Source organism: Methylobacter arcticus (assembly GCF_050917435.1).
Lineage (GTDB): Bacteria > Pseudomonadota > Gammaproteobacteria > Methylococcales > Methylomonadaceae > Methylobacter_A > Methylobacter_A titanis.
The window spans coordinates 2863670-2876241 of sequence record NZ_CP159583.1 but is presented as its reverse complement, the minus strand read 5'-3'; the positions used below and the strand labels follow the sequence as shown (position 1 = coordinate 2876241).

Below are 12572 nucleotides of genomic sequence, written 5' to 3'. Positions count from 1 at the left end.
CATCCTCCACATACATTTCTCGTCGTCATAGCTTGTCTCCGGTTGATTTTATTCAAATGTTTACTTTCAGCCCAGTATCGGCGCTTTAGTATTCGGACCTGTCACTGTCTCCATAGTAATTCCAGGCCAGTGCAACATTGCAGTAGCTTTGCGTTTGGCTTCGATGTCGCGGTAGACAAATTCGGCTTGATCAAGACCTATGCCCAACTCTCCCGCCAGCTTAGCGGTAGTCTCACCGTTGTTGTAAGCCAGCAAAGCAACATCCATTTTGTCGTAAGGGAGTGCAAAATAGAATTCATCTTGCCCTTGCGTCATGCTGTAGGTATCGGTGGTGGGGGGGGCATTGCATATGGCATCGGGAAGTTTCAGGTGACGTGCCAAGGCATAGACCTGAGTTTTGTACAAGTGTGCGATGGGCTTTAAATCGGACGAGCCATCACCGTTTTTCACAAAAAAGCCTTGGTCGTATTCCAAACGGTTGGGTGTGCCGATGACTGCATAATTCAATCGGTCGGCGTGGAAGTATTCGAGAGTTTTACGCACCCGCTGTTTGAAGTTGGTGGCGGCAACAATTTGCAGGTAATTCTTCGAGTCCAGTCTTTCCTCAAATAGCTGTCCTTCCGGCGATTGCACCACTAGTTTGAAATAATTAAAGTGGCCTGTCTGACCGCCAGCGATAACGATTTTATTTTTCCAATCGTCAGTATAGGCCGGAAAAACAGCGCGAATAGCTTGGTCGCGCCAGCGGTAGCAGCCCAGAGCCTCCAAGGTCGGCGCGATGTCGAACTCTTCGTGGGCGATGCCAAGTTGCTTTGCCACCATGCGACCGCGAAGCGTGCTTTCGGAAGCGGAATCGCGCTCAGGCAAGAGTAGGCCAAACACGCGCTCACATCCAACTGCTTGCACGGCCAAGGCGGCACAGACTGCACTGTCCACACCGCCGGAAATAGCAACGATCAGTCCGCGGCGGTGGAGATGGCTGCGTAACAACTCACGCAGACGCTCGGCAATTTTGGCGATTTCAGCAGTCTCGTCGAGCTTGAGTGCGGCAGTAAGATTCATAGACATAGGTAAATCCTTAATAATAAATTAGATCAATTCGGCAAGTAACGTGGCGCATTGTTCCATAATCAGTTTACGGGATAGCTTGCCGTTGATGGTGCGAGGCAGTTCGGATAATAACAAGACATGCTTGGGTACCATATGGTTTTCCAGGCGCTCGCTGCAAATACGCTTAATTTCTTTTACGCTCAGATTTTGACCGGCGCGCGCGGCAACAAAAGCGCATACTGCCTCTCCTAGCAAGGCGTCGGGGACACCGGCTACTACCACTTCCAGTACGGCTGGAAGACTGTAGATAGCATTTTCAACTTCGGCAGGGCTGACTTTCTCCCCTCGACTTTTGATGATTTCGTCGCTACGTGCCACGAAATAGAAATCGCCATCTGGATCCTGTCGGAATAAATCGCCGCTTTTTAACATGAACTCGCCCGGCAGTAAACCAGGAACCAAGACTTCGGCCGTTTTTTCCGGCTGATTCCAGTAACCCCGCATTAGATGCGGTCCTCGCACATGCAGGTTGCCGACCTCGCCCTGAAGCACTGCCCGCCCACCTTCATCTAACAGCAGTAGTTCGGTGCCGGGTATGGCGCATCCCACCGACTCCAGTTTGATCTCGGCCAAGGCGGGATTCAGATAGGCACAACGGATGCACTCGGTCTGTCCGTACATCTTGTATAAGCTCGCTTGTGGGAACAGCCGCCGGATGCCGGGGATGAATTCAGCAGGGAGGGCTGCGGCAGCGTTGGTAAGCAGTCGAACGCTGGGGAAGTGGAGAGGTTGTTGGGCATCATGTGCAAGCATCATGGCGAACACCGTAGGTACGCTGGCAAAACAGGTTACTGCCTCGTCCTGCATGTGCTTGAACACTTGTCCCGGATAGGCGAACGAACGCTCCAATACCAAGGTTGCCCCTGCGCACACTGTCGAAAACCATTGGAAGAGGCCATAGCCGAAATTGAGCGGTAAAGCAGAAAATAGGCGGTCATCCTGGGTAAAGCCCAGATATTCATTGATGCTGTTCAGCACAAATAACAGCGACTGGTGGGAGTGCATCACCCCTTTGGGCTCGCCGGTGGTACCGGACGTGTAGATCAGTGCGGCCAAATCCAAGGTGATAGACTGCTGTGGAGGTGGCGTGCTTGGCATATCCGCCACTGCATCATCCAGGTTTTCAACACCCAGCGGTAATATTTTGGATTCGGATGAGCACAATATCCGTAGCGTCGGCATCTGTTCCGCCACTGAGCCGAACACGCGTTCAAGATGTTGCTCACTGAGCAACACGCGAGTGCCGGAATCGCGCAGGATGAATGCCAGCTTATCGGCTTTGGTTTGGACATTAACGGCAACGAATACGCCGCCAGCCAACAATACGCCATAGATCGACGCCGCGCATTGCCAAGAGTTATTCATGAAAATCGCCACGCGGTCGCCGCGGCCTACGCCGTGCGCGCGCAAAGCATGCGCAAGGCGGCAGGCGTAATGCGTCACCTCGCAGTAGCTCATGCGCACATCGCCTGCAATCAATGCGGTTTGATTGGGATAGCGCGCGACAGTCGCTAATAAGGTATCTTGCAAGAGTCTGGGCATAGGGAACACCCTTCTTTAGGCGGCGACAGCTTGTTTGCGATGAATAAAAACGGCCAAATTATTCACAGAATCCAGGTTGGCCGGAAGCATTTCGTCATCGTTTACTTTGATGTCAAAGCTTTCTTCGATGAAAAGTATGACTTCCATAACGCCGGTGGAATCTATGATGCCGCTGTCAAGAAAGGAATCGTCATCCTGTAAAGCTTGTTCATCTTCGGTGAAGAGGAGGTTTTCCAAAATGTATTGTCGAATAATTTTTTTCATGTTTAGGTCCAGGGTTAGGTTAAAGAGCAATGAGGGGTACCCGTTTCTCGGATAGTCCGAGAAAATTGTTCAATGAAAAAATAATGGCACAATTGCGTGGAAAGAACGCCGATCAGCGCCATATTATCTTTGTAAGCAATCGAACTACCGCGCCTCGCCTTCTTAAGCAGAAAGCCGACTTTTTTAGCGTCAAAATAACCATAGCGATTGAGTTTTTCTTCGCTTAACAGATCATCCACATAGGCTGGCGGATGTGCAGAGAAAAAGGCCGGTATGTCCGGGGCGCGATACGGTTGTTTGTGACGCTCAAGAATCTGTCGAGGCAACTGGTTTTTCATCGCTTGCTTAAATAAATACTTCTCGTTGAGCGCGCGCATTTTCAGACGCGGATTCAGGCGATTAGCGAACTCAATTACACGATGATCCAAAAAGGGGAAGCGCCCTTCCACTGAATTAGACATCAGCATACGGTCTCCCTGGGAGCATAACAAATAGTCGCCCATCAGCGTTTTGGCTTCCAGATATTGTGCGCGGTTGAACCAGTGCCAGTTGTCGAAAGCAGGAGGTAACTGCCCGGTCAGTCGATCGACAGCATCTTCGCGCAACTTGGCGCCCAGTTCCTGCGAAAAAAATAGCTTGCATTGGGCGGTGGTGAACCACCGGGTAAGATGGCTGAATCCCGGTTGATCAGGATTATCCAGACCGATGCTGTAATACTTGCGTAAATAGGCTTTAGCTTGGCTGCCGGATGTTTCCAGATAAGGATATAGGGTCTTGAGCAGCAGAGGGCGCCATTCGGACTGAGGCTGACAACCCCAGAACTGGCGAATCTTGGCTTCCTTGAACAGGTCATAACCGCCCAGTGCTTCATCGGCACCTTCGCCGGTGAGGACTACCTTGTAACCTGAGGCGCGCACTAGTGCTGACAAATGCCGCATAGGCGTGGGAGCCGTGCGCAGAATGGCTGTCTCGGTGTGAAAAATAGTGGCGGGGAAATCTTCGGCAATGTCGCGATTACTGCAGGTTATCCGGCTGTTTTCGACGCCAAGATGTTCGATCATTTGCTGCTGAAAAGATGATTCATCAAGGGACGGTTCTTCGAAGCCAATGGAGAAGGTCTTGAGCGGCGCATCCGAGTGGCGACGAATCAATGCTACCAACGCCGAGGAATCGAGTCCGCCGGAAAGATAGGCTCCAACGGGTACATCCGCGCGCAGGCGAATGCTCGTTGCATCGGCCAGTAGATCATACAGTTGCTCAGCTAGTTCGGTGTCCGAACCCTGATGATACTCACCCTGCGCGGGAAAGCGCCAGTCCCAGTAGATTGACTCGCGCAAACGGCCGTCTTCCAGTAACAGCATGTGCCCAGGTTGCACCTCGAAGATGTCTTCAAAAATAGTGTTGGGACTGCGCGTCGCCCAGAAAGTGAAAATCTGATCCAGAGCTACGGCAGAGATACGCGGGGCTTCCGATAACTGCGGCAACAATGCCTTGATTTCCGAAGCGAATAACAGACGCTCGCCTTGGCGCGTATAAAATAGCGGCAAAATGCCGACCCGATCACGCACCAACAGCAAACGTCTGCGGCCTTCATCCCAAAGAGCGATGGCAAATTGGCCGTTCAAGTGTTGCACAAAGTCGTCGCCATATTGCTCGTAGGCATGGACGATAACCTCGGTATCGCTTTGACTATGAAAGCGGTGTCCTGCTTTGAGTAATGTCTTACGTAATTCCAGGTAATTGAATATCTCGCCGTTGAACGTGACCCATACGGTTTTATCTTCGTTGTGCATGGGCTGAGCGCCTCCGGCAAGATCAATGATGCTAAGCCGAGTGTGGCCTAAGCCAATGCGTTGGCAGGGATCAAGGTAAACGCCGCTATCATCCGGCCCTCGGTGGTGCAGGGAAGGTAGCATGCTGCGCACATCCTGCTCGCTAATTTTGATTTGCATCGACAGAGCTGCGATACCGTTAATTCCACACATGCGCATTCCTTAAATCATCTCATTACGGTTAGGTATTGGCTTTAGGTTCGTGTCAGGAAACAAACAATTTATTTTTTATTGTAAATAGAAAAAATGAATAGGTGAAGTGGTATAAACACCTAGGTTGTGATGAAATTTGTGATGAATTTTAGCGAAATTTAGCTCTTCGCTTACAGGTAAAAAGAGCTATTGGAATAACCGCACGATGATCTAGGTTCTGTTGACGTTTCATCTCAGCCACAAAAGTACCGAGGAAAATGACAGCATCCCATGTAATTGATAGCCTTTTTCTCGTATCGAGTGGCAATTCTGCGGTAATGCTTGAGCTTGCCGAACATGCATTCGACCGCATGCCGCTCCTTATAATGCCAATAATCGCATTCAATTTCTTCTTTCCGGTTCGATTTTGGCGGGATGACGGCTTTTATTCCCCGACATTCCAGCCACTCCCTCAACTCGTTTGTGTCGTAAGCTTTGTCCGCCAAAACGGCTGAGGCATTAACGTTTTCCAGCAAGGGTATCGCTCGCTTGCATTCAGCCTCTTGCCCACCTGTCAGGATGTACTTAATCGGCATGCCCAAGGCATCACAGAGCGCGTGAACCTTGCAGCCAAAACCACCTTTGGAACGTCCCAGTGCTTCATTCTCGGCGGAGCTATTTGCCGCCCCAGCCGCACAGGCATGCGCTCTAATCACCGAGCCATCCATAGAAACATCCTGTAAATCAGCTGCTTCAGAAAAATGACTTAAGAGCTTCTCCCATGCGCCATTGGTGCACCAGCGTGAAAATCGCTTGAAGATGCTATTCCACTTACCCTGCGTTGGCGGCAAAATCCGCCACTGCGCTCCCGAACGTAATATCCACAAGCAGGCACTGATAAATTGTCTGCAAGTATCTGGCTGACCGATACGAATGCCTGTCAATTTCTTTAAGTTTGCCAATATACGCGCCCACTCTTCATCGCTTAAATTTATCCGGCTCATGTTACCAAAAATAACAAATTCTACCTGATTGGCGAAACGTCAACAGAACCTACGTAAAAACACGTAAATAGACGTAAATTTAAGTAAACGTTAATAGACCATTTGTAAACTTTGTCTGAGTTATATAGAAATCTATGCACATGGATAAAAACGAGAAGAAACCCACATTTTTTGTGGTTTATTTTCATTATGCTTTAAATGCGTTTTTTAGAAATTTTTTTGCATAAAGAAAAGAAAATCGTTTCATGGTCTTTGTTGTTTTTTCAATATAACTCAATTAGATATAAAAAGCAGGCATCGAATGTCTCGTAAATTAACAGCTTTATGTCATAGAGGTAATTTTGTGAATAAATCGGTATTTTTGTGTTCGGCCTTATTGAGGCCTTTAGAAGAGACCTTTTGCTGGTCTCAGAAATTCAGACCAGATATAAACGACTTAAATTTGGACTTACAACCTTTAAGTATTCAAGGCAATCAGAAAATCTGATCTACTTCGAAGCATTTTTCTAGGACGGTTCCTTTATGTGTCCAGAGTACGGCATCACATTATGGGACTAAAGAAGCAATTAAACATTCCAATCAAATGAATATGAAGAAAAATATCACCTACAAATTATTTTTTATTGTTTGCATTCAAGGTCTACTCGGACTTCAGCAATCTTATGCGGCGACTTATTATGTTTCACCTACGGGTTCTGACAGTAACAGCGGTACAGCGCTTTCAACGCCGGTAAAGACGATAACTAAGGCGCTGAGTAAAGCGCAGGCCAACGGCGATATTGTTTATGTGACGACGGGCACTTATGCTGAAGCCGTTACTATTGAACAAAGCGGTATTACCTTGAGCGCTTATCTGGATAATAAACCCGTTATTGACGGTGGAAGCAGGCTACCTAATGGAAATTGGGGCGCACTCATTAAAGTGAATGGCAACAACAACGCCGTTTCCGGCTTTGAAGTAAAAAATAGCAACATTAATGGTGCATATCAAGGAGGTTATGGCGTATGGGTAGTAGGTCATCATAATACGATCAGTAAAGTAAATGTCCATCATATCTGGGAAAACGGGATTTTTGTTCAAGGCGATTATGGTATTGTCGAAGATTCCACAATATCGCAGTCATCAAGGACTAATTCGGCCAACCCTGGGACGGGGTGGAGTTCTGGACTCAGTGCTGCACGAAATGCTAGTTCTGCCGCTTTAAAACGAGGCATTACCTCTTATGCTATTTTGCGGCGCAATACAGTTTTTAACAATTGGGGCGAAGGTTTATCTTGCTTTGAAGCCGACCATTGCACGATGGAAGATAATATTGTTTATGATAATTACACGGTTAATCTGTATCTTTCCGATAGTCCAAATAGCCTGGTACAGCGCAATATGGTTTATGTATCTGCAAATCCTGCTATACCCTTTAAGGCTGGCGAACATCAAGCTATTGTTATGGCAGATGAAGTAGCAAGTGTTCCCCGTTCCGCCAACAGTACAATTATCAATAATTTTATCTACAATGCCGATCTTCAGGCATTTTACTGGACGCTTGTCCCCAACTCTGGATTAAACAATGTGCTAATAGCAAACAATACTATTGTTGATGGTAGTTTGTTTACAGGATCTGGGGGTAACATAATAAATACTAATTCCCAAATCAGAAATAATATTATTGTCGGTAAGAATAGCGATATTCCTAGTAATAGCGGTATCACTTTCTCCCATAATAATTGGTCTGTGATGCCTTCCGCAGCGGCGGCGTCAACCAATATAGTCGGCGATCCGCAGATAGCCAGGACTGGAGCAACAACAGCAGGTGCCTTGACCTCGGCTTATTTCAAAATATCAGGGAGTTCACCCGTAACAGATGCCGCAATGCCGCTAAATGTGATGGTGAGCGACTTCTTTAAGGGGAGTAGGGGAACAGCACCCGATATAGGGGCTCATGAATTCGGAGCATCTAGTGCCATAAGTAATACCAGCAGCAATAACAATACGGCTGATTCCACTGTTCCTCTGTACGGAACTAATGGTGCACCATCGGGATATACTTGGTGTGCTGATGAAAGCGGCACATGCTCATTAGTCGGAACAGTGGATGTAGCGTATGGCGCCAACGGTTCGTTCTACTATAAATATGGTCAAACAGGTAGTATTGGGTGTAATAACGGTACTTTTGGTGATCCGATCAATGATGTGGCGAAATCTTGTTACGTTTCCGCCTCAAGCAGCACAGCGAAGGCACCGCTCCCATCACCCGTCCCTGAGTACGGCACTGCAGGTGCACCATCGGGATATACTTGGTGTGCTGATGAAGCTGGCAGATGTTCATTGGTCGGAACAGTGGATGTAGCGTATGGCGCCAACGGTTCGTTCTACTATAAATATGGTCAAAAAGGCGGTATTGGGTGTAATAACCGTACTTTTGGTGATCCAATCAGTGGTGTGGTGAAATCTTGTTACGTTTCCGTCTCAAGCAACTAACTTCCTACTATGTAGGAAACATAACGGCCAACAGTACCGAGATTAACTGGACTACTAAATTTCTGTTACCGGCGTAGTTTATTACGGAACCAGTGTTGATAACCTTAGTTCTCAAGCTAGCGTCGAGAATTCGGCTACGAGTTAAACAGTACAAATTTCCGGGCTGAACCGTAGCACTGTATATTTTTACAAAATCAGCATTAATAATGGATTTGAGACTGCTGTTTCCAGTTTCAGCATTGCTGGCGGTTCTCGCTGATGGCCTCGTCGCAGATAAAGTCAACGCTTAAATTGAGTGCCGCTATCAGTATTGCCATGTTTTGGTCGTTACCGGGAAAATTGAAGGCTGTTGATTTTATGGTTTCAACAAGCGGGCTTTACTGATTTCAAGAAACCTGTCATCTCATTCTAAGTGGGTGTTTATTCTTCTACCCAGAGTGTTGTTAATGGCCAATTAAACTGAGCCAAAAATGGCTCAATTCTGTTGGCCATTGACAAGTGTTGTTCAAGTTTGAAATACAGGCTTGATATTGCGTTATTTTTGAAAATTCAAAGCCAGTTTTGAGCTCTGATATGGGTAATTTTTGGAGTCCAAAGTTGGCTTTGGCCATTTAAAACAAAGAGTGCAGGAGGCAGCGCAGATGCAGTGGGCACTGTTTAAGTGGTTAGACTGTTTCTTATGCCGACTACTCAGGCCGATTAGGTTCAATTCCTCCCTAGGCAGCCGATGTAAAGCGTTAACGTTTTCTCTGCTATATTCCGCCAGTTATAACGCTGTGTCACCCACGCTCGTATATGTTCGCGCTCCTCAAGGGTTAGTCTCTCGTTTGACAATAGCGTGATACGCTCGGCAAGGGCTTTGGTATTCCCCAATGGGAAATACCGCTCCGCAGGCAGGCATACCTCCAGGTTGGCCGGAATGTCGCTTGCTAACACCGGCAATCCGTAACTCAATGCCTCCAGTAACGCGATAGGTAAACCCTCGTGTGACGACGGCAACACAAAAAGTCCCGCATGCGCATAAAGCTCCTGTAATGCCAAACCCCGCTGGAAGCCTGTCATAACAATACCGGCTTCAGCCGCTTTTTTGAGTACTTCACGTTGATAAGGATCGGGATGGTCGGCGCCACCTACTATTACCAATTTCCAATCCGGCAAGTTGGCCTGTTGGAATGCCGCTATCAAATCCAGGTGGCGTTTTTCCTGCACCAACCGACTTACCAATAGCACATAGCGGCCACGTTCTAGGTCGAAATGCTCAAGCGCAGCAAGCGAGTCCGGTAGCTGCGGCAGAACCACGCCATTGGGTATCAGCACCGACTTCACGCCATGTTTGCCTCGAACTAGATCAGCGATAACTTTTGAAATGACAATACGTCCATTCGAACAACGCATCCCCCATCTCTCACCCAGTTGGAGAATGAGGCGGGCAAATCGCCCCCACTTCTGCCGATCATAATCCGGACCGTGGTGCGTCACCACCACCCGTAGTCCCAGCAGCCTAGCAAGCGGTGTCATGATGGCAGGACCGATAGCCTGAATATGCAAGATATCCGGGCGTTTGATAGCTGCGTACAATACGCCCAAAAAAGTGTGGATTATTGCTTCAAGCCCCTTGGATTTGGGTATCCACAGCGAAACGAATTTGATGCCTTTCCAGTCCCTGCCAATCTCGGTAGGCTGATACGGTGAACGTGCCAATACGGTCACCCGGCACCCCATCTCGACAAGCAACGGGCATAAATGCTCTGCATGTGTTTCCACTCCGCCTTGAACTCCGGGAAATCCACGAAATCCCAACATCATCACGTGAATTGATCGATTCATTGTTATCCTGCCTTAGCAAAAACAGCCAACACATCGGGGGCCAACTTTCCCCAGTTGTAATCTGATTCGAGCAATACTCGGCCATTTTCGCCCATTTCGGCCGCCAATCGAGGGTTGGATAAAAGCGTCAGCACCTTATCTGTCATCTCCGCAAAATCATTGGGTGCGGCCAACGAACCCGTCTGACCCTCGACCACCAAGCCGCGATAAAATAGGAAATCCCAAACAACCGCAGGTAATTGCATCGCCATAGCCTCAAGACATGTTCCGGGCAAGCCTTCATAATAAGAAGTTGAGACATACACTCGACTGCGGTTGTAGTAAATTATCATTTCAGCAAAAGGAACCTTACCCGTCATAATGACATTCTTTTTCAGATCGCCTAGCTGCTGCCGAACCCAGTTTTCTTCCTCACCATACCCGACAATGTAAATCAAGATATCTTTTTTCTTCTCCACCAATCGACGGCAAATCTCCACCATTCCTTTACTGCCCTTAAGATGTTCGATTCTTCCCGTAAACAAAACGTCAATGTTTTTAATGTTATCCGATGAAAACTTGAACTGGTTCAAATCGACGCCATTAGGAATGATATGAATAGGCTTGTCGTACCCATATGCGAGAATCTGTTCACGGCCAAACTCGGTCAAGGTAATAGTCCTTGAAGAATTTTTATAGATTCGTGACTCCATCCACATCTTTATTTTTAAAGTGAGCCAGCTAATCTCGCTGTCATAAAACTTTTTTGGATAAAAATTACCGGAGAAACCAAGGTAGGTTGAATGTACTGTCAGCATGACTGGAATATGGCGTGGCAAGAATAGGCCTGGAATCAATGGGGGATAATGTAGGTTAATCCACTGAATTTTGCCTTCATCATAGAGGTTTATCAGTTTATTGCGCGCCCTTAAACTCCAGAAAAAAAGGCTGAAGCGATTGTGATTGTATGGGAAATGGATGATTTTTACTCCCGGATAATGCCGTTCAACCCGGTGTTCGTCACTGGTAATCAGGTAGACAGGCGGGTGATCTGTTGGTAAATTGGAAAGAAATGAATCTAAATAGCGGGCAATGCCGCCAATGCCATAAAACTGAGGATAAACAATCGCAATCATTTTAGTACTCCAAATATGGTTTCAAGTTCACCGACCAGCCGTTCCCATGTATAGTTAGCAACAATTTGCTGACGAGCCATGCTTTCCATCCTGCGCATCAATTCCGGTTCGCTCAATGTACTACAAACTGCAAGGGCAAGGGCATCGGCATCGGCCGGTTTGACTAATACGCCGTTGATTCCACTTTCCACTACCTCCGGTATCCCCCCCACGGCAGAGGCTACGAGACATGATCCCGATGCCATTGCCTCTAATACCACTAAGGGGCATGGATCTTGCCACACAGAAGGTAATACGATCATATCCGCCATAGAATACAAGTATTTCAAATTTTCATGCGGCAGATAACCTGTGAACACGATAGCGTCGTTCACAGGTTCCGCCAGTTTTACCAATTCCTGCTCATAGGCGGTTTTGGCTGCCCCGCCGAAGAAAGATGAGCCGGTGATGATCAGGCGGACATCCGGCATCTGGCGATGAATCTCGCGGAATGCCTCGATCAGCACATGTACCCCCTTAATAGGCGTCAAGCGGCCCACGTAAAGCAGATAGCGTTTATCCTGCTCAAGACGCACCTTGCCTTCTAGCTGCCGAATGCCCTCATCACCGTAGGGTTTGAATACTTTTGGGTCGGTGGAATTGAGCACCACATGGAAGCGATTGGCATATTCTGGAAAATGCACTACGGCCTGTCGACGGATATAATCACTGACACAAATCACCCTGTCGACCTTGGCTAGTGCCCGGCGATAAAAAGGTCGAAACAGTCGTATGGAAAGATGATCATTGTGCATGTGCAATACGATCTTCTGGCCGGGGCGCTTACGGAGGAACAGCAGAATATTTGGCTCGTTATGCAAATAAACTACGTCAAAATCCCGGACGACGCTTGCCACGCGCTGCCCATATGAGTATACATTCTGGATTTTTGCCAGATAGCGCAGCGGATTCTTCCAGGTCACGCGCTCCTTGATCTGATGGAAAAACCGTTCCATCGGCGTCCAGGGAATACTGAGATATTCGATATCGTCTTGCCCTGTTACACCAGCTGGGCGCGAAACTACAGCCAGCCTATGACCACAAGTCACCAAATGCCGACTGGCCTCATGAACCCAATACTCAACTGCGCCGCCTTGCACCGGAGGAATCGGCAACAGCTCTGGTACAACAATTATAATTGAATCCATTATTACTCCTGACTGGTGATTTCTAAATAAGGTCGCAAACCCGTATGAAAATCGGGTGGCGGGTGAAGTATGTAATCATGTGT

9 protein-coding genes are annotated in these 12572 nt (G+C 47.7%); 1 reads left to right on the top strand and 8 read right to left on the bottom strand.

All coding sequences use genetic code 11. The annotated features are described in order from the left end of the window. Positions 1-66: 66 nt before the first annotated feature. From nadE to ABXJ76_RS13645, 5 genes are all read right to left on the bottom strand, one after another. Positions 67-1068 carry an NAD(+) synthase gene (gene nadE, locus ABXJ76_RS13665; RefSeq protein WP_432741272.1) on the bottom strand — a complete coding sequence of 334 codons (1002 nt, stop codon included), beginning with the start codon at positions 1066-1068 and terminating at the stop codon, positions 67-69. A 21-nt stretch (positions 1069-1089) separates the two neighbouring features. Next, positions 1090-2652 (bottom strand): class I adenylate-forming enzyme family protein, encoded by a 1563-nt coding sequence (locus ABXJ76_RS13660; protein ID WP_432741270.1) that lies wholly within the window; start codon positions 2650-2652, stop codon positions 1090-1092. Positions 2653-2667: 15 nt separating this feature from the next. Further along, positions 2668-2916 carry an acyl carrier protein gene (locus ABXJ76_RS13655; protein WP_432741268.1) on the bottom strand — a complete coding sequence of 83 codons (249 nt, stop codon included), beginning with the start codon at positions 2914-2916 and terminating at the stop codon, positions 2668-2670. 14 nt (positions 2917-2930) lie between these two features. Continuing rightward, entirely contained in the window at positions 2931-4901 is a 1971-nt protein-coding gene (gene asnB / locus ABXJ76_RS13650; protein WP_432741267.1) for an asparagine synthase (glutamine-hydrolyzing), read from the bottom strand. Between the two features lie 233 nt (positions 4902-5134). Next, on the bottom strand, positions 5135-5884 hold the full coding sequence (locus ABXJ76_RS13645) for an IS5 family transposase (protein ID WP_432741266.1): 750 nt from the start codon (positions 5882-5884) through the stop codon (positions 5135-5137). A gap of 589 nt (positions 5885-6473) precedes the next feature. Between ABXJ76_RS13645 and ABXJ76_RS13640 the strand changes: the two genes are divergently transcribed. After that, on the top strand, positions 6474-8360 hold the full coding sequence (locus tag ABXJ76_RS13640; protein ID WP_432741264.1) for a right-handed parallel beta-helix repeat-containing protein: 1887 nt from the start codon (positions 6474-6476) through the stop codon (positions 8358-8360). A gap of 705 nt (positions 8361-9065) precedes the next feature. Here ABXJ76_RS13640 and ABXJ76_RS13635 read toward each other — a convergent pair. The 3 genes from ABXJ76_RS13635 to ABXJ76_RS13625 are packed head-to-tail and all read right to left on the bottom strand — an operon-like array spanning position 9066 to position 12489. Continuing rightward, positions 9066-10187 (bottom strand): glycosyltransferase family 4 protein, encoded by a 1122-nt coding sequence (locus ABXJ76_RS13635; RefSeq protein ID WP_432741263.1) that lies wholly within the window; start codon positions 10185-10187, stop codon positions 9066-9068. Between the two features lie 2 nt (positions 10188-10189). Beyond that, the gene (locus ABXJ76_RS13630) at positions 10190-11302 is read right to left on the bottom strand and encodes a glycosyltransferase family 4 protein (protein ID WP_432741261.1); all 1113 of its coding nucleotides are present in this window, start codon (positions 11300-11302) and stop codon (positions 10190-10192) included. Continuing rightward, positions 11299-12489, bottom strand: a complete 1191-nt coding sequence (locus tag ABXJ76_RS13625) for a glycosyltransferase family 4 protein (protein ID WP_432741260.1) — start codon at positions 12487-12489, stop codon at positions 11299-11301. Before ABXJ76_RS13625 ends, ABXJ76_RS13630 begins: the two co-directional genes overlap by 4 nt. Positions 12490-12572 lie beyond the last annotated feature (83 nt).

Excerpts from the sequence above, each read along its gene's own strand:
- nadE (WP_432741272.1), bottom strand. The coding sequence starts at position 1,068 with ATGTCTATGAATCTTACTGCCGCACTCAAGCTCGACGAGACTGCTGAA.
- ABXJ76_RS13660 (WP_432741270.1), bottom strand. The coding sequence starts at position 2,652 with ATGCCCAGACTCTTGCAAGATACCTTATTAGCGACTGTCGCGCGCTAT.
- ABXJ76_RS13655 (WP_432741268.1), bottom strand. The coding sequence starts at position 2,916 with ATGAAAAAAATTATTCGACAATACATTTTGGAAAACCTCCTCTTCACC.
- asnB (WP_432741267.1), bottom strand. The coding sequence starts at position 4,901 with ATGTGTGGAATTAACGGTATCGCAGCTCTGTCGATGCAAATCAAAATT.
- ABXJ76_RS13645 (WP_432741266.1), bottom strand. The coding sequence starts at position 5,884 with ATGAGCCGGATAAATTTAAGCGATGAAGAGTGGGCGCGTATATTGGCA.
- ABXJ76_RS13640 (WP_432741264.1), top strand. The coding sequence starts at position 6,474 with ATGAAGAAAAATATCACCTACAAATTATTTTTTATTGTTTGCATTCAA.
- ABXJ76_RS13635 (WP_432741263.1), bottom strand. The coding sequence starts at position 10,187 with ATGAATCGATCAATTCACGTGATGATGTTGGGATTTCGTGGATTTCCC.
- ABXJ76_RS13630 (WP_432741261.1), bottom strand. The coding sequence starts at position 11,302 with ATGATTGCGATTGTTTATCCTCAGTTTTATGGCATTGGCGGCATTGCC.
- ABXJ76_RS13625 (WP_432741260.1), bottom strand. The coding sequence starts at position 12,489 with ATGGATTCAATTATAATTGTTGTACCAGAGCTGTTGCCGATTCCTCCG.